Raw genomic sequence first — 16584 nt, forward strand, 5'->3', positions numbered from 1 at the left:
CGGAGAGCTATCTGCGCATTGACAAGATACTTGATGCGGCGCGCCGGGCCGGGGCCGACGCCATTCATCCGGGGTATGGATTTCTCTCTGAGAATGCGGAGTTCGCGGGAGCCTGCGAGCAGGCGGGCATCACGCTGATCGGGCCCAGCGCGAAGTCGATGGAGATGATGGGATCGAAGACGCGGGCGCGCGAGGTGGCCGTGGCCGCTGGCGTACCCGTGGTGCCGGGCACCAACGCGCCTGTGAGCAGCGTGGCGGATGCGCAGCGCATCGCGTTGGAAGTTGGCTATCCGGTGATGCTGAAGGCGGCGGCGGGCGGCGGCGGCAAGGGGATGCGGCAGGTGCGCTCTGCTGACGAGATGGCGGCGGCGCTGCGCGAGGCGCAGTCCGAGGCGCAAAACGCTTTTGGCGATTCCAAGGTGTACATCGAGAAGTATATCGAGAGGCCGAGACACATTGAGGTGCAGGTGCTGGGCGACCGGCATGGCAATCTGCTGCATCTGGGCGAGCGCGAGTGCAGCATTCAGCGGCGGCATCAGAAAGTGGTGGAGGAGTCGCCCTCGCCCTTCGTCGATGCGGCGATGCGCGCGCGCATGGGCGAGGCGGCGGTGCGCGTCGCGCGGGCGGCGGGGTATTACAACGCGGGCACGGTCGAGTTTCTGATTGACCAGAATGCCCAGCAGCGCAACTTCTACTTTCTTGAGATGAACACGCGCTTGCAAGTGGAGCATCCGGTTACGGAGATGGTCACGGGGCTGGACCTGGTGAAGTTGCAAATCCGCGTGGCGGCGGGCGAAAATCTCTCCAGCATTTTTCACAATGGGCAACCCCTTAACCAGGACGCCATTCAGATGCGCGGCGCGGCCATCGAGTGCCGCGTGTACGCCGAGGACCCCGACAATTCCTTCTTCCCTTGCCCCGGATTGATCCGCGAGTTGGCGACGCCCTCCGGCCCCGGGGTGCGCGACGACTCCGGCGTCTATGCGGGCTGGAGCGTGCCGATGGAGTACGACCCGCTGCTGTCGAAGCTGATCGTCTGGGGCGGCACTCGTGAAGAGGCCATCCAGCGCATGAGCCGCGCCCTCGATGAATACTACGTCGGCGGAATCAAAACGAATCTGCAGCTTTTCAGAACGATTCTGGCGTCCCCTGATTTTCTTTCCGGTAATTTGGATACCAGCCTCATCGATCGACTTCGGGAGCAGGCGGGCGCGCGCATGGAGATGACTGCCGAGTCAGTGGCTCATCTTCGAGCCGCTGCCGTCGCGGCGACGATGTTCCACCGGCGAGCTGCTCAATCCAGCACACCCACGCCGAATGCACAATCACAACCGGGGAGCCGATGGAAGTTGGCGGGCCGGAAGCAGTCGCTGCGCCCGCCACGAGGTGTCCGCAACCAATGAACACTGTGCTATTGAAGATCGATGGTATCGAGCACTTGCTGGAACTCAACCCGGCTGCGCCGGAAAGTTTCGTGTTGGATCACAAGCCCTTCGCCGCGTCCGTGGAGGCGATAGAATCAGGATGGTATTCCATACTGATGGGCGGGAAGAGCCTCGAACTGCGCGTCGCTGCAATAGATGGAAAGCCTGCCACGTACCGCGTGAGAATGGACGGCGCGGAGTTTTCCATTGAGATAATCGATCCGCGCAAATGGGTGCGCGGAAGCGGGGCGGCGTTGGCCGCTGGGAGCCAGAACATCATCGCGCCCATGCCGGGCAAGGTGGTGCGCATTCTGGTTGATGAAGGGCAGAGCATTGAGGCTGGGCAGGGTTTGCTGGTGGTGGAAGCAATGAAGATGCAGAATGAAATCAAGAGCCAGAAGGCGGGTACGGTGGGCAAAGTTTCCGTGCACGAGGGGCAGACGGTTAACGCTGGGCAGACATTGATGATAGTGGAATGAAAATTATTCAATGGAAACATACGAGGAGTTGTAATTATGTCTGAGCGAAAAAACATTTCAACGGGTAGTTCGTGGGAACCGATTATCGGCTACTCGCGCGCGGTACAGGTAGGTAATCGCATCTATGTCTCCGGCACCACGGCCACCGACGCAAAAGGCGAGATCGTCGGGCCGGGCGATCCCAAGGCGCAGACGATGCAGGCGCTCAAGAACATCGAGGCCGCGCTCGAAAAAGTTGGGGCAAGTCTGAAGAATGTAGTCCGCACGCGCATGTTTGTAACTGACATCAGCCGATGGGAAGAGTACGGTCGCGCACACGGCGAACTATTCGGCGACATCCGGCCCGCCACCACGATGGTGGAAGTGGCGAAGCTGATTGCGCCGCAGATGATGGTGGAGATTGAGGCCGACGTGGAGTTGTAGGCGGTATGCTGACAGAAGAGCCGCGACCGGGAGGGAGCGGTCACGCTCGAAGATTATGTGTGACCGTTGAACGTGACCGCTCCCTCCCGGTCGCGGCTCTTCTGTCACTTCAGGCACTTCAGGCACGGGCCTGCACGACGGTGATGCCCCAGCCCAGGTCCATAGCCACTTTGCGCGCGGCGGCCACCTGGAAGCCGGCGGCCACCAACATGGCGTTCAACTCGCGCGCCGTGTAGCAGTGCTTCAGCGAGTAGCGGCCAAACCCGGCATGCTCGGCGAGACGGAGCACCCAGTAGATGATGCGAGGGCCAGGGAAATCGCTGGACCAATCGGTCAGGATTAACCGTCCCGACGGGCACAGAACACGGCGGAATTCAGCCAGGACCATCTCCGGATGCTGATAGTAGTGGAAGCTGTTATTACAGATCACTACGTTGAAGGTCTGATCCGCGAATGGCAGGTGCTCCGCGGGCGCATTGGTCAATGCCACATGCTTTTGGTCGGGAATATTTTGCCTGGCCTGCTGCAGCATGGGAGCGCAGATATCCACACCGACGAGAACGGTTGATCCGCCAAGGCGCGAACTCACCGCCGCTTCGAGAAGTCCAGTCCCACAACCAACGTCGAGCAGGCGGTCGGCACCCGCCCACGGGATCGCCGAGATGGTCTCCCGCATCGTCGCGTGGCCCCAGCGCAGATTCCACCGGCGGTCATAGGTGGATGCCTGACGGCCATACTTTTCGAGCAACGGTTGGTAGGCTTTCACGATTCCCTTCCTCCAGCGGTCAAATTCCAGATGGAAAGGCTCTACGCAAAACTGTGAACTTTCGACGCACCTAACGCGCTCGGATTCTGCTGGTCTATTTAAACGATGCCAGCACTTCGCCAACTAGAAAGTTCTCAACACGGGCTTCGTTATGCAACTGCTCGGAAAAGGCAGCGGTCAATAATTGCTGGCGCCGTCCCTCCAACTCCTCGCGGATGCTCTGTTTGACCTCGGCGTTGTTTAGATCATGCTGACCCGGCTCGCGCCTGCCAGTAAGTTTAAAAAGCCAGAAGCCTTCCTGGGTGCGGATTACGGGGACCAGATCACCCACCTTCAGTTTCGTCACCGAAGCCTTGAACTGTGGGCCAAAGCGATCCAGCGATGACTCGGGCTGATAACCCAGGTCTCCGCCCGCCTGCGTCGTTTGCGGGTCTTCGGAGAGAGCGCGGGCCAATTGCGCGAAGTCCTCGCCCATCTTGGCGCGGCCTTCGATGGCCTGCATCTTGGTCATGGCCATCTCGGGATTGAGCGCCTTGTCATTGGACAGGTTGTTGACCGGCGCGCTGGGGTCGGCGGTTACGGCGATAACGCCCAGCCGGTAGAGGGTCTCCTTCACGTTGAACACTTCCTTGTTCTTGGTGTAGAAATCCGTTACTTCCTGATCCGACACCTTGGCTTTGTTGCGCACCTGGTTCTCGACCACTTTCTCCACAGTTAGCGTACGTGCGATCTCTTTTTTGAGATCTTCCGGCTTGACGCCGCGGGCGTCGAGCGTCTTATTAAACTCAGCATCGGAGGTTTCTCCCTGCACCGCTTTCAAGCGCGCAGCAATCTCGGCATCACCCGGAGCCACCTTCAACTGAGCAGCCTTCTGATTCATGATCTCGGCTTCGATCAGATCGCGCAATATCTCAAGCTTGACCAGGTTCGCAGCTTCTACATCCGGCTTCTGCGGGGCATCTTTAGCACGGAAAGTAAACTGAGCTTCCACGTCGGAGCGCAGGATTTCCTTGCCATTCACGCGCGCGGCCACAGCACCACCGGCGGCTTGCTGCCCCTGCTTGTTGCATCCGGCGGCCAGCAACGCCAGTATTACCAATCCCAGCAGAAATCGATTCTGCATTCTTCCTCCTCGGTTATTTAAGGCTAGACGTATGATTTCCATTTATCTACAACAGACCGGCTGCCTTGCGACAATTCGCTCCGCTTACAGCTTGCGAATCTCGGCGGCAAGGTGGTCTATGTTATCAGCATTTTTAAATAATCTGATCCCTGCGATACCGGCTGCTCCGGCAAGAACGCAATCCCGGGCATTGGATAGATCCACTCCACCCAGCGCAAATACAGGAACCGTTAGTTCCGCGCAGATGCTTGAAAAACCTTTGAGCCCCAACGGAACGACCCCGGGCTTCGAGGGTGTCGTGAAAACAGGGCCTAGTATAATATAGTCAGCACCGGCTTGCTGAGCCTCAGCGGCCTCCCGTAGGCTATGGCAGGAGACACCGACAATCAAGAAATTAGGCAATCGGGACCGAATCGCGGCCAGCGGCAGCGACTCGAAGGAGAGATGCACGCCATCCGCTGCACTGGCGATGGCCACATCGACTCGTCCATTTACCAAAAGACGAGTCCCTCGGGTGCGCTCATTCATCTGGCTGAATTCCGCAACCAAACTGAGCAGGCTCGCCCCGCTCATATCCTTCTCGCGCACCTGAACGTAATCAACGCCAGCCTGAAAAGCCTTTCGAACTGTTTCCACCAACGAGCGGGATGCAGGCTCGTCGGCTCCCCACTGCATACGCGACGTAATGTAGTAACTGAGCGCCAATTGAATCGATCCGCCCCAAAACATTCCGCCTGCAAAACCTGCAAAGAATGTTCAAGAATCCAGCGGCCCGCGGGCGCTACCCTCGTCTTTTGAAACTTGATCCGCGCCCACGGCGTCCGCGTGGACAGGTTCGGCCCGGAGCAGATCGGCAGCGACGGTAACGCCCACCCACAGGGTCAATAGACCAACGCCACTAACGGCCCCGCGCAGATAATGATTCATTAAGAACGGGCGCAGCAGCTCCGACCCAAACACCCACAAATTGCGATCCCATAATACCGACCACGGGAGCACCAGCAGCACCACACCAGACTCCAGGCAGAGCAGCACCGCGATTATCTGCTGCAGCCAGAGGCCTGCATTCCATTTATGCGTCACTGAGGAGTCATTCCAATATCAGGCCAATATCAGGGGCCGATCCCGCTTACGATCCCTGCTGTAACTCGCGGATGCGCTCGGCGACGTTGCGATAATCGATGTTCCGAGAATAGACGTCCATGAAGCTCTTGAGCGCCGCCGAGCGGTTCCCAGCCATCTCATAGGCCGCGCCGATTTCGTAAAGAAGCGCCAACTCACTCTCGGCATCGGCACACGGAGAATCAAGAGCCGTCTGGTACCAGTTTACGGCCAGCAGGGGCAGCCCTTTTTCGATAAAGCAGATGGCCAGCAGCGAGCAGCATTGCACCAGATGCGAATAATCTTTGGCCGCCTCCGCGATTTGATGGACCTTCTGAAATTCGCCAATGGCCTCGTCATAGAGGGCCATCTCTTTGAATGCAACTCCCATATTGTAACGCGTTTCCAGATCGCCACCGCCACCCGGCTGCGGTTCCTCCACTTCGTCGCGGAACTCGGCAAAAAGATCGTCGAGCAGCCCACTGCCAAGTTTGCTGGGGCTGGCGGGCGTCGCCGGAGTTGACGGCCCGCCGGGGAGCACTGCCATGGATGAATCGTCCAGCGCCAGCTCAAAGCCCGAATCTGCTCCTGAGGGTCCAGCCGACAAGTGTTCCAGGTCTAGTTCGGCTTCGGCCAGAGGCTCTGGCACGAACTCTTGCGCTGTCATTACAGCGGCGTCCGTTGCCGAAAACACTGGTTCAGGAATGATTGCTTCAGCCGCCGCGGGCTCCACCAAGTCGGAAACTTCGGGAGGTTAGATTTCGGACCCGGCGGCAGTAAAATCAGGAATGGCAACTTCCGCTACCGCTGCCCCGCGACCGAGCAGGACATCCAAGCGATGCCGGAGGTCTGACAAGGACCCCTGCGAGGGATCGAGGGAATACAGCTTCCCTATAGATTCTTCAGCTTCTACCCCAAGGCCGGCCTGAAGATAAAATTCGATCTGCTCGACGAGACTGTCGGTGGTGGCCGTTGCAGAGGGAGCACTGGAAAGACTGGCCCATTCCATGGAAAGATCGACTTCACGGACTTGGCTCTGCTCCATCTGAACCGTCTCGGCAGGAACGCCTGCCGCCGCATCCTGCAGACGGCCGCTATGGGCCGCTTCAAATATTTTCGTCTGGTACCCGAGCAGCAACTCGCCATAGCGAGATGCGCGATCCCCGTCGCCGATTCGGACGTAAGCTTCGGTAAGAGCCTCGGCGGCCTTGAGGGCTTTCTCGTAATGTTGAGTCTGCTCGTAAAGTGGCAAGAGATGTTCGTAGAGGGCTATGTCGCCGGGAACCTCGACTAATCCGGCTTCCAGCGTCTCAATGGCTTTGGGGAGCTGGTGATAGGTAAGGTATAGTTCGCTCTCGGTAAGGCAATTTTTCACCACAGCCTTTTCGCGAGGGGCCAGCGCGCCAACATGGCTAGAAGTGATACCCGTCTCAGCAGCCTCCTCGATGGCCATCAGGGGACTGATATCGCTAAAATTGGATTCTCCCTGCGGCTTGGCTGGGGAATAACGCGCATCAATGCGGCGCAATTGCTGCACAAGATCATGGTTATCCGGCTCCGCCGCAACCAGCTCCGCATAAACTTCCCGCGCCTTGGCCGGTTCGCCTTCTTCCAAATGGACCTGGGCCAATCTCTCGCCAATGTGTCGGCCTTGGTCCACATCACTGGACTGGCGATAGGCGGTCCATATCAACTCCAACGCCTGCCTGTTTTTTGAATCTCGATCCAGAATCCGCCGGAGCCCTTCCGCAATGGGACCAAGCCCACCCTGGCTTTGCAAGCGCTCGGCGACTCGCTGATAGACGGCTAGAGCGCCATGCGTATCGTTGCGATCCAGCAACCCAGCCGCCAGCACATCCAGGCCGGCCATGTCGCCATGCAGATCCAGCAACTGATTGGCTACTTCTTCCGTTTTGGCCGCGTTGTCTTGTTTGACGTAGGCGTGAAACAAAGCATTGAGCGCAGTCTTGTTCCGCTGATAATCACGGATTGACTCCAGTGCCGCAATGGATTCTCCCGCCTTGCCCTGATCCAGAAAGGCTCGTCCTTTCAGGATGATGGATTCCTCGTTGATCGGATCGAGATGGTAGATGGCATCCAGCACAGCCATGGCTTCATCTGGAGCGTTGCCATCAAGATAGCGCTCTGCGGCGCTCAGGTAAGTGGAGATCGCTTCGGCTTCCTTGCGCGTCTCGACGTAGAAATCACCCATGCGCTTCAGCAGCTTGGGGTTGTCCATATCGAGCATCAACACACGCTCGAACACGGCCCGGGCTTTCTCCGGTTCTTTCCGTTTGCTATAGATTTCAACGGCCTGCAAAAAGTACGTGCGCGCGTCACGCATCAAACCCTGCATGGAGTAGAGCTCTCCAAGCTTCTCCAGCGCCACCAGCGATTCGGGATCTATTTTGGTGATCCGTTTATAGACCGCAATAGCGCGCGGCACTGCGCCACCTTCCACTGATTTTTCCGCCAGTAAATGGAAAGTCTTCAGTGCGTCTTCAATCTTTCCCGCCCGCACGTAGAGATCCCCAATGGCGTTCAACGTCATCAGGTCCTTGGGATCTTTCTTTACTATTTTTTGGTATTCTTCAATGGCCGCGGGAATTTTCCCCTGAACCGTATACTTTTCCGCAGCCTGCAGGATTTTCGCCTTATCGAAGCCCAGTCCAAATGCCATGAATCCACGCCCCGCCTGTCCCGTCGACCGATTCCAATGATCTAGCCGGGACTTTCCCTATATGCCCAGTCTGCCAAATGGCATTCGCCAATCCTGTCGCCTATCATGCCGGGGGGAATAGGAACACGGACGGCGACCCGGATGCCGACTGTAGCCGACTCTCCATTTTGATTGCTAAATGCCCCGTTCAGAATAGGCGCAAACTCCCCGCGATTGCAAGCAATTCGGCTCCCGGCAGGGGGTTACCTGATTGAGAAAATAGGTATTGACCCCACGCCAGATGGATTGTATATGTATACATTAGGATGAATAATTATACTCCATTGCCAAGCACACCTCTGCCGCCCACCGGCGGGGCGCGTCACTTGCGTGTCGCCGTGATCGGTTATACAGGCTACAGCGGAATCGAGCTTGTGGGTCTGCTCGAACGGCACCCGGCGGTGGCGCTTCTGCTGCTGGACCATCGCGCCGCCAAGGACTCGGCGCTGGACGCATCCCCGGTTCCCTGCGGCCTACCAACCACCAGCGGAATAGCTCATGCACCCTGGTCTCCGAGCGCGATCAGGGATCATCAAATTGACTTGGTCTTCACGGCGACTCCTCCTGAGGTCTCGCTCGAAATCATCCCGGAAATACTCCGTTCCGGCGCGCGCGCCATTGACCTGAGCGGCGCGTTTCGTCTGCGCGATGCTGGACAGTATCAGCGCTGGTACAAGGCAGCGCACACGCAGCCCGACTTGCTGGCACAGGCCGTTTATGGATTGCCAGAGTTATATCGGGAAAAAATAGTTGGCGCGCGACTGGTGGCCAATCCCGGTTGTTACCCCACCGCCGCCATCTGCGCGCTGTGGCCACTGCTGAAGGCGGATATGGTGGATCGTGCAGCGGGAGTGGTCTGCGATGCCAAGAGCGGAGTCAGCGGTGCGGGCAAGTCGCCCTCTCCCAAAACCCACTTCGTGCAGATTTCCGAGAACTTCTCGGCTTACGCCATTCTTGAGCATCGCCATGTCGCCGAAGTGCTGAACAACACCGGGCTCGATGAGAGTGAGTTCTCGTTTACCGCGCAACTATTGCCCATCCCGCGAGGCATTCTGGCGGCGAACTATCTGCGACTGAAGAAGCCGGCGACGCTCAATGAGATTCAGGCCGTCTATCGCGCGGCGTACTCCAGCGCTGGCTTCGTGCGCCTCTATCCGCAGGGTAGCCAGCCGCAGCTCAGCGTGGTCAACCACACCAACTTCTGCGACATACACTGCACGCTGGGCAGCGATGGCAAGCGTCTGGTGGTGGTTAGCTGCATCGACAATTTAGTCAAGGGAGCCGCCGGTCAGGCTGTCCAGAACATGAACGTCATGTTCGGTCTCGAGGAGTCCACAGGACTGCTGGCCTAATGGGGTGGCGCGGAATCACCTGCTTATGAAGATCGTCGTAAAAATCGGGGGCACGCTGCTGGAGGATGCCTCCAGTCGGCAACGCATGGTGGCCATGGTTGCCACGCAGGTGCGCGCCGGGCACAGCGTTCTGCTGGTTCATGGCGGAGGCAAGCTGCTCACTTCGTTCCTGGCTAAGACCGGAGTGAAGAGCGAATTTCTAAATGGCCTGCGCGTGACCACCGCCGATGCCATGGACGGCGTGGTCAAGGTTTTTGCCGGGACGGTGAATCACTCGTTGCTGGCGGCCTGCGTCGCGGAAGGGCTGCCGGCGGCGGGTATCTCGGGCATCGATGGCGCCTGCCTGCTGGCCGAGAAGCTGCGCGGCGAGCACGGCGAGGATTGGGGCTATGTCGGCCAAATCACGCAAGCGGATCCGCACGTCTGGGAGACGCTGCTCGCGGGTGGACTACTGCCGGTGATGGCTTGCCTGGCCGTTGGCAAGGACGGTCGGATTTACAACGTGAACGCGGATTCCGCGGCGGTGGCCTGCGCGATAGGTTGGCAGGCAGACGGCCTGGTCTTTCTCACCGATGTGGATGGCGTGCGGGACGCGGCGGGCCAGCGCATCGCTCACTTGTCAGTTGACGAAATGCCGGCGCTGCTGGCAAGTGGCGCGGTAACCGCCGGAATGCTGGCCAAGCTCAACGCCATCAGAGAAGCCGTGGCCGCTGGCGTGGGGCACGTTCACATTTGCAATGGGCATCGCGAGAATGTTCTCGATGCCGTATTGCGGGCGACCGGAGAGCGTGGTTCGGATGCGAGCACAGGTACCGTGATCGATTCGGCCCGGATTGCATCTAAGATTTCATGAGGAATTATTTTCCCGTTGCTGCATCTTTAATCGAGAAAGACTGATTGGTGTTCGTAAGTTCCTGGACGGAGCAGGCAGGAGGCACTATCGATGAGAAACCACCCCGGACACGCCGTGGAGGTCGATGAAATCATGGCACACGAGGCCGACCACGGATTGATCCGCCAGGCGACGCTGAGCGATATCCCCGCCATGCTGCAATTGGTCAATGACTATGCGGCAAATGAAGTGATGCTGCCGCGCACCGAGGTTGAGTTGTGCGAGCGCGTGCGGGACTTTGTCGTCGCGGTGGATAAGGACGGCCATCTGCTGGGCTGCGGCGCGTTGCAGTTTTATACGCCGCGCATGGCCGAGCTGCGCTCTCTCGCCGTGGCTCCTTCCAGCACACGCAGCGGCCTCGGCCTGCGCATCTGCGCCGAGCTGATGCAACAGGCGCGCGAGGTGGGCGTCGAGGTGGTCTTCGCGTTTACTTACGTGCCAAAGTTTTTCGAGAAGGCCGGGTTCCAATTGATCGACCGCGCCGCTCTGCCGCTGAAGGCCTGGCGCGACTGCCTGCGCTGCCCCAAGTTCCACGCTTGCGACGAAATCGCCATGGCCGCGTTCCTCGCTCCCGGCGCAGAAGCGCACCTGGCCGCCGAGCCGCCCTCCGAGCCCAACGTAGAAGGCCCGCTTGTGATGCCCACCATGGGTAAGCCGCGTGTGATGTAAGCCGGGTTTTGCCACAGAGGCACGGAGACACAGAGATTTCATGCGGTTGTCTGGTCCTAAATCCCTGCGCAGCCTATAGGCCTTTCATCCCGAGCGTAGAGAGGGATGACAACATAAACCCACTCGCATCTCCATACATTCCAGTCTCCGTGCCTCTGTGTCTCCGTGGCAGATGTCATTCTTTCTGGACCAGTTGCTTGAAGCGGTCGCCGCGCTCGCGATAGTCGCGGAACAGGCCGAAGCTCGGCGAGGCGGGCGAGAGCAGGCAGCACTTGCCCGGCGCGGTGTGCAACTTCGCCAACCGCACGGCCTCCTCCATTGAATCCACAAAAAAATGTTTCATGCGCGCCGCTGCAACCGCGTCGTGATTGCAAACTGCCTTCCAGATGCGCTCGCCTGTGGGTGGAAACAGGATCACGGTTTTTACCGCGCGCCGCGCCAACCCGACGGCCAATCCGGAAAAATCCAGCCCGCGATCCGCGCCGCCGAGCAGGACGGTCTCGACGGAGCCCGCCAGCGCGTCCAGGGCCGCGACAGCCGCCTCCGGGACGGTGGCGATGGAGTCGTTATAGTAAGTAACCCCGCCAAATTCTCCCACGTGCTCCAGCCGATGATCGAGCGGATGAAAGTCCCGCACCGCCGCAGCGATGGCCGCGGATGGCACGCCCAGCAATTTGCCCACGGCTACGGCCGCCGCCACGTTGATCCGGTTAAAACTGCCGAGCAGCGGAATGTCGCTGGTAGGAACAATCAAATCCGGCTCACGCGACTCCGACTCGTAAGCAATCCAGTCGTTATACACAAAGCAGCGGCCCCGACTGTGCGTGGCAAGCCCATGCATTGAGCAGGCCATCTTCCTGGCGCGGGACTGCATGGCGATGCGCTGGGGAATTTCGTGATCTGCGTCGTAGACCAGGAAATCCCTCACGGATTGAAAACGGGTGATGTTCTCCTTGGCCGCAACGTATTCATCGAAGTTTGTGTAGTAGTCGAGATGCTCAGGGACGATGCTCAACAGCACGGCAATGTGGGGGCTTTGGCGCAGGCCTTCTAATTGATGGCTCGACAGTTCGTATACCACAATCGCGTCACTGCGGTCGCGCAACGAAGGCAACACGTCCAGCGCGGGCTTGCCAATATTGCCGATCAGCGCGGTGTCTGTAAACTGCTTGCGCAGGACAGCGGCGATGAGAGAAGCCGTGGTGCTCTTGCCTTTTGTCCCGGTGATGCCCACGATCATGCCGGGAAAATTCGCGAAGAAGATGGCCGTGGGCGAGGTGATGATCTTACCCATCCGCACCGCCTCCTGATACTGCGGCAGGATCACGGGTATGCCTGGAGATTTGACGATCACGTCGTATTGCCTGATGGATTCGAGATAGTCTGGCCCGAGATGCCTAACCAGCGCGGTGTCGCGTTCCAGCAGTGCCCTGGTCTGCGAACTGAGATGATTCCAATCCTGCTGATCGGCTACGGCCAGCGTGTTCCCCGGCAAGGTTTCGCGCAGCCACCCAAGGGCGCTGCGGCCCTCCAGTCCGAGGCCCAGCACCAAAACCGACTTGCCGGCAAGTTGTTCTATTTTCATGGCTAGTCCAGCGAACCCCACACGGCACTTTCAGTCTGGGCCATAGAGCTGTATAATAATATACCGTTAAAGGATTTACTTGGCTGGGAGGAAAGAAATAGCAATGGGAAGCTTGCAATCCAAATTTTGTCAGGACCGAAACGGCGTAAAATGGGTGCTACTGGAGGGCATGATCACGCGCAAGACTCCTCAAGATGATCCCGCCGGCGGCAAGAACCTGCCCGTAACACGCGTATCGTCGGTCGAGAAGACCTCCATCAAACGCGTGAACCGCTCCCCGCTAGCTTGGCCCGCCATCTACGCCGCGTGCGTATTCTTGGCTCTAACAGCTTGGATTTTCTCCATGGATCTGCCTGTTTTTGCCGCCGCGCCAACTTTGCTTATCGGCGTTTGGATTCTGTTCTGGGGGCTGGCTCGCGTGAAGGGCCGGGAGGAGTTGCTGGACGCCTATCAGCTCATCACCAACGGACAGAAGCTCAGCGATTGGCTCATCGTTGGTTCGCATGAGGAAGTTCTAGGATTCATTGATGGCGTCCAGAACGACATGGGTGGAGCCAAGAGCGCACCGGCTAAATAGAGTATCCGCTGCTGGACCAATACTCACGCCACCAAGTACTCGCGCCACCAAGTACTCGCGCCTAAGTCACCAATCCTTTGCCTGAACCTATTTTCCCGAGCTTGTCCACGGCCTGCGCCAGTCTTGTAATCTGCTCCAGGTAAGCTGAAAACAACGAGTGTACCGACTCGCCCACGATTTGCTGCGTCCCCTCGCGCACGGCCAGCAGGGTTTCATAGGGCAGTGGATTCAAGCCGAATCGCGCCGTCGCCGCCTTCAGGATTTCCCGCTTCTGAGTCCCCACAGTTTCTCCATAAAGAATCAACGCGTGCCGCGTAAGGGTGGCGAACGAGGACGCGGAACGCGCCATCATCTGCACTACCTCATCATCATTTCCCAGCGTAGTCAGGTATCGAGACCGCATGCGCAGCAGCGCGGAGCGCAGCTCATGCTCAACCTGGCGACGGTGATGCTGGGGGTTGATCGCGATCGCCGCAAACAGATCCTTGCCGTGCAGCAGCCTGCGGCTGTGGCTGATGTCGGTGAACTCGATGGGAAAAGCGTCGGCGGCATTCTGCGCTTCTTCGAGCGAGAGAAGCAGCGGGGTTGTCTGCTTCTGCGCGTTCCACCACTCGACCGCCTTGCCGACTCTCCGCAACTCAGCCACACCCACCACACGCAGCACGCACAACACATTCAGGTCGGAGAACTGTGGCTGATAATCGCCACTGGCCGCCGAGCCGTAAAGAACCATGCTCACCAGGTCGTCATCGAGCGAGTCATGCAGCCGCTTAACAAGCTCATCGAGCAGCTGATCCACACGCGTACTCATCTTCTACCTCCCGAGGACCGGACACAGTTGGGACTAAACGATCCACATATTTGGATGGATCCACAGAAATAGACAAGGCGCAACTGCGGCCAAGAATGATGCCTCAATTGCGCCAAGCTAATTAAGAATTGTGAATCGTGCCACTAACAGCCGGAGCAAATCACCGGAGCAAATCAGAGGACCAGCGGAGCGGCCAGCGCGAATTCAAGCCGCGACTCGGCTGGCACCTGAACCTTCTCGCCATTGGTCAGCACCTGTATCGCGGTACCTGCACCCGCACCAGCGGCAGCGCCTTGCACCGCGCCTTTGCCGCCTCCGGCAATCACGCCGATGACCGCGCCGAGCGCTGCCAGTCCGCCAATGCGCTTGGTCGATTGCGTCCCACGCGATGCGCCCGCCTCGTAAACCTCACCGGTCGTAATCTCATGCTTGCGGCCGTTGATGGTGATGTCGAACAACACCAGCGCCAGCTCCGCGCGGCCCGAGATCTTGCCGGCTTCCGCCACAGAAACCAGCTTGGTAGTAACGTCGGCACCACGCGCGGCGATGGTCCGCCCGTTCACGATCAGCGGCTCATCCAGGCTGGCGCGAAACAATTCGCCGGATTGATGCACCGAAGAGTCCACTGTGTCGATCATGCGGACCACGAGCGCAGCTCCTGCTGGTACCGTAACGCCCATGCTGGCGGGAGCGCCAATTGCCGTAGTAGTTGGCGGGGGCGCTGCTGGACGCGTCGAAAGCCCACCGGTGGCCGTGTTTGCCACCGGAGCAGGGCTACTGGTTGGCGCGGGATTACTCGGCGGGACATTAGATGGAACGGGAGATGGAACGGGGGCTGGAATCGCGGCGCGGCCTGATGAGTAAGTGGGCGGTTGCGGCGACGGTGCTGGTGCGGCAGCTGGAGCGCCCGTTGCGGCCATGGGTTCACCCCCAGGCACCAGCGTCAGGCTATGCACGTCGGCCAGCGCATAGCGCTGGTACTGACCATTCACCTGCATGGTGATGCCGGTGGGGTCGCCTCCCTGAAACTTGCCGGTGACTGTCAGCCCGTTCTTGAGTATCAGGACATCGGCGGACGCAGGCGCGACGGCGATCGACGCGGCCACCAACCCAACGGCACAGATCACTAGATTGCGTATGTTCATCTTGAGTATGTTCATTAAAGCTTCCTCCCCTGTATTCGTCTTGCCCTGCAAATCAGCGCACGCTGCCGGTCCGGGGAGCCGGCTTAGCCAGAACCATCCATCGCACCCATCGGTAAGCCTTGCGGTGCGGACAGCAAGCAAGCGCTATGGTCAAGTTTTGCTGGTCCACTCTAAGCTTATGATGCGCCGGGCGACGGGGACGGTCAAGATGTTTCGCCCTCCCCTCTGGCATCCTGGCCCTCGGCGCTCCATTCAAAAGCGGCCCGCAATGTTCCTTCTCAGCGACACCGCATGAACGAAAGAGTTTGACAGTGTTTTTAGCCATCTGATAGCGTTGGCATGGACTATCTTCCTGGCCGCTCGCGGGCGTGCCGGTATCTATAGCTGGATGGGTGAGGTGGAGAATGCAGCAAAAAAATCAGGGTCGGAGTTTGCTTCAGACCGCGCTGGCGGCAGGTATGCTTCTGGCGGCGACATCGCTGCACGCACAGCGCGCGCCGATGGACACGGACCTGTACTGCGCAGGCTTCTTCACAACTCGCGCCGTCGAGTCTGGCCTGGCCGTCAAGAGCGGCGAGGATGGTGGGTTCAAGTATGAATTCGTCGCCGGAGATTACATCTACCTCAGTCGGGGACAGAACACCATCGTCAATACTGGCGGGCAGTACATGATCCTTCGACCCAATGTGGACGTCAACCGCAAGGAGTCCTTTCCCGGCCAGCAACTGATGGTGCATGGCATGGGCAAGCTCTACTCTGAGGTCGGTCGCATTGAGGTCAAGGTCGTCGCTAGGGCGCACGCCACCGCTCAAGTGCTGCGGTCCTGCGAACCCATCGAGCCCGGCGACATTGCCATCCCGTTGAACGCGCGCACCGCCCCAGCCTACAAGACGCAACGCATCACTCCGCGATTCGCCGAACCTTCTGGAAAGGCCGCTGGCGTGATCGCCACGGCCAAGGAATTCGACCGCGAAGTCGGCGAAGGCAGGATTGTTTACCTCAACATCGGCAGCGGGCAGGGACTCCAGCCGGGCAGCTACCTGCGCATCCGCCGCCCGTTCAGCACAGACGCCGATGCCTTCAACGTGGACGCCCGCGAGTATAGGAACCACGACGGCACACCCCAACGCCCGATGCTCAAATCCGAGCTAGCCGCCATGCCCAGCGAAGTCCTCGGAGAGGTGATGGTCCTGTCCACCGAGGAGACCTCCGCTACCGGCATCATCACCTACAGCCGTGTGGAAGTGATCGTGGGCGACAGCGTCGAGCTCGAGTAATCCACCGACTCGACTGCGCTCAAATCGGCGGAAATCCGCACCCGGTTTCCGCGCCCTGCGGCGCTGACAACTTGCCCAAACTCGCGGGTCTGCCCAATGTGCAAACGTTCACGGTTCTGACCACTCTGACCAGATTGACAAACTGGGGATTAGGGATTCGGGGTGGGGGTTTCGGGAGGAACTTCAGATCAGCTTTCCCGCCGCTGGCACCCGTCTCGCGCGTCAAATGATCCAAATCGAC

Annotated in this window: 17 protein-coding genes; 9 read left to right on the plus strand and 8 right to left on the minus strand. The window is 59.2% G+C overall.

From position 1 onward, the window contains the following. The 3 genes from EXQ56_13310 to EXQ56_13320 form a co-directional block, all read left to right on the plus strand. Positions 1 to 1403: ATP-grasp domain-containing protein (locus tag EXQ56_13310; GenBank protein ID MSO21406.1), on the plus strand; the 1403-nt coding region annotated here is incomplete at its 5' end. Then, positions 1343 to 1903, plus strand: coding sequence for a biotin/lipoyl-binding protein (locus EXQ56_13315; GenBank protein MSO21407.1), 561 nt, complete (start codon positions 1343 to 1345; stop codon positions 1901 to 1903). The genes EXQ56_13310 and EXQ56_13315, both read left to right, overlap by 61 nt. A gap of 36 nt (positions 1904 to 1939) precedes the next feature. Beyond that, positions 1940 to 2326 carry a RidA family protein gene (locus tag EXQ56_13320; GenBank protein MSO21408.1) on the plus strand — a complete coding sequence of 129 codons (387 nt, stop codon included), beginning with the start codon at positions 1940 to 1942 and terminating at the stop codon, positions 2324 to 2326. 118 nt (positions 2327 to 2444) lie between these two features. Here EXQ56_13320 and EXQ56_13325 read toward each other — a convergent pair whose 3' ends face one another. The 6 genes from EXQ56_13325 to EXQ56_13350 all read right to left on the minus strand — a co-directional run bounded on the left by EXQ56_13325 (position 2445) and on the right by EXQ56_13350 (position 7996). Then, positions 2445 to 3092: a methyltransferase domain-containing protein gene (locus EXQ56_13325; GenBank protein MSO21409.1), complete on the minus strand. Its 648-nt coding sequence runs from the start codon at positions 3090 to 3092 to the stop codon at positions 2445 to 2447. Between the two features lie 94 nt (positions 3093 to 3186). Further along, the gene (locus tag EXQ56_13330; GenBank protein MSO21410.1) at positions 3187 to 4257 is read right to left on the minus strand and encodes a hypothetical protein; all 1071 of its coding nucleotides are present in this window, start codon (positions 4255 to 4257) and stop codon (positions 3187 to 3189) included. Between the two features lie 42 nt (positions 4258 to 4299). Further along, entirely contained in the window at positions 4300 to 4944 is a 645-nt protein-coding gene (locus EXQ56_13335; protein ID MSO21411.1) for a thiamine phosphate synthase, read from the minus strand. Positions 4945 to 4971: 27 nt separating this feature from the next. Beyond that, positions 4972 to 5298 carry a hypothetical protein gene (locus EXQ56_13340; GenBank protein MSO21412.1) on the minus strand — a complete coding sequence of 109 codons (327 nt, stop codon included), beginning with the start codon at positions 5296 to 5298 and terminating at the stop codon, positions 4972 to 4974. A 46-nt stretch (positions 5299 to 5344) separates the two neighbouring features. Then, positions 5345 to 5983, minus strand: a complete 639-nt coding sequence (locus tag EXQ56_13345) for a tetratricopeptide repeat protein (protein ID MSO21413.1) — start codon at positions 5981 to 5983, stop codon at positions 5345 to 5347. 87 nt (positions 5984 to 6070) lie between these two features. Beyond that, positions 6071 to 7996, minus strand: coding sequence for a tetratricopeptide repeat protein (locus EXQ56_13350; GenBank protein MSO21414.1), 1926 nt, complete (start codon positions 7994 to 7996; stop codon positions 6071 to 6073). A 305-nt stretch (positions 7997 to 8301) separates the two neighbouring features. Between EXQ56_13350 and argC the strand changes: the two genes are divergently transcribed. The 3 genes from argC (at position 8302) to EXQ56_13365 (ending at position 10948) form a co-directional block, all read left to right on the plus strand. Then, positions 8302 to 9387, plus strand: coding sequence for an N-acetyl-gamma-glutamyl-phosphate reductase (argC, locus tag EXQ56_13355; GenBank protein MSO21415.1), 1086 nt, complete (start codon positions 8302 to 8304; stop codon positions 9385 to 9387). A 25-nt stretch (positions 9388 to 9412) separates the two neighbouring features. Next, positions 9413 to 10240: an acetylglutamate kinase gene (argB, locus tag EXQ56_13360; protein ID MSO21416.1), complete on the plus strand. Its 828-nt coding sequence runs from the start codon at positions 9413 to 9415 to the stop codon at positions 10238 to 10240. Positions 10241 to 10330: 90 nt separating this feature from the next. Further along, positions 10331 to 10948, plus strand: coding sequence for an N-acetyltransferase (locus EXQ56_13365; GenBank protein ID MSO21417.1), 618 nt, complete (start codon positions 10331 to 10333; stop codon positions 10946 to 10948). 175 nt (positions 10949 to 11123) lie between these two features. Here EXQ56_13365 and murD read toward each other — a convergent pair whose 3' ends face one another. Beyond that, positions 11124 to 12533, minus strand: coding sequence for a UDP-N-acetylmuramoyl-L-alanine--D-glutamate ligase (murD, locus tag EXQ56_13370; GenBank protein MSO21418.1), 1410 nt, complete (start codon positions 12531 to 12533; stop codon positions 11124 to 11126). A 103-nt stretch (positions 12534 to 12636) separates the two neighbouring features. On the opposite strand from murD, the gene EXQ56_13375 reads away from it, so the two are divergent. Beyond that, positions 12637 to 13110 (plus strand): hypothetical protein, encoded by a 474-nt coding sequence (locus EXQ56_13375; GenBank protein MSO21419.1) that lies wholly within the window; start codon positions 12637 to 12639, stop codon positions 13108 to 13110. Between the two features lie 61 nt (positions 13111 to 13171). Here EXQ56_13375 and EXQ56_13380 read toward each other — a convergent pair whose 3' ends face one another. After that, on the minus strand, positions 13172 to 13921 hold the full coding sequence (locus EXQ56_13380) for a hypothetical protein (GenBank protein MSO21420.1): 750 nt from the start codon (positions 13919 to 13921) through the stop codon (positions 13172 to 13174). 627 nt (positions 13922 to 14548) lie between these two features. Between EXQ56_13380 and EXQ56_13385 the strand changes: the two genes are divergently transcribed. After that, on the plus strand, positions 14549 to 14785 hold the full coding sequence (locus tag EXQ56_13385; GenBank protein MSO21421.1) for a hypothetical protein: 237 nt from the start codon (positions 14549 to 14551) through the stop codon (positions 14783 to 14785). Positions 14786 to 15470: 685 nt separating this feature from the next. Continuing rightward, positions 15471 to 16343, plus strand: a complete 873-nt coding sequence (locus EXQ56_13390) for a hypothetical protein (GenBank protein MSO21422.1) — start codon at positions 15471 to 15473, stop codon at positions 16341 to 16343. Positions 16344 to 16584 lie beyond the last annotated feature (241 nt).

This window comes from Acidobacteriota bacterium (assembly GCA_009691245.1).
GTDB lineage: Bacteria > Acidobacteriota > Terriglobia > 2-12-FULL-54-10 > 2-12-FULL-54-10 > SHUM01.

Bases quoted from the DNA above. Each gene is read 5' to 3' on its own strand.
- EXQ56_13380 (MSO21420.1), bottom strand. From the start codon at position 13,921: ATGAGTACGCGTGTGGATCAGCTGCTCGATGAGCTTGTTAAGCGGCTG.
- EXQ56_13345 (MSO21413.1), bottom strand. From the start codon at position 5,983: ATGACAGCGCAAGAGTTCGTGCCAGAGCCTCTGGCCGAAGCCGAACTA.
- argC (MSO21415.1), top strand. From the start codon at position 8,302: ATGAATAATTATACTCCATTGCCAAGCACACCTCTGCCGCCCACCGGC.
- EXQ56_13390 (MSO21422.1), top strand. From the start codon at position 15,471: ATGCAGCAAAAAAATCAGGGTCGGAGTTTGCTTCAGACCGCGCTGGCG.
- argB (MSO21416.1), top strand. From the start codon at position 9,413: ATGAAGATCGTCGTAAAAATCGGGGGCACGCTGCTGGAGGATGCCTCC.
- EXQ56_13320 (MSO21408.1), top strand. From the start codon at position 1,940: ATGTCTGAGCGAAAAAACATTTCAACGGGTAGTTCGTGGGAACCGATT.
- EXQ56_13350 (MSO21414.1), bottom strand. From the start codon at position 7,996: ATGGCATTTGGACTGGGCTTCGATAAGGCGAAAATCCTGCAGGCTGCG.
- EXQ56_13335 (MSO21411.1), bottom strand. From the start codon at position 4,944: ATGTTTTGGGGCGGATCGATTCAATTGGCGCTCAGTTACTACATTACG.
- EXQ56_13315 (MSO21407.1), top strand. From the start codon at position 1,343: ATGGAAGTTGGCGGGCCGGAAGCAGTCGCTGCGCCCGCCACGAGGTGT.
- EXQ56_13330 (MSO21410.1), bottom strand. From the start codon at position 4,257: ATGGAAATCATACGTCTAGCCTTAAATAACCGAGGAGGAAGAATGCAG.
- EXQ56_13365 (MSO21417.1), top strand. From the start codon at position 10,331: ATGAGAAACCACCCCGGACACGCCGTGGAGGTCGATGAAATCATGGCA.
- EXQ56_13375 (MSO21419.1), top strand. From the start codon at position 12,637: ATGGGAAGCTTGCAATCCAAATTTTGTCAGGACCGAAACGGCGTAAAA.
- murD (MSO21418.1), bottom strand. From the start codon at position 12,533: ATGAAAATAGAACAACTTGCCGGCAAGTCGGTTTTGGTGCTGGGCCTC.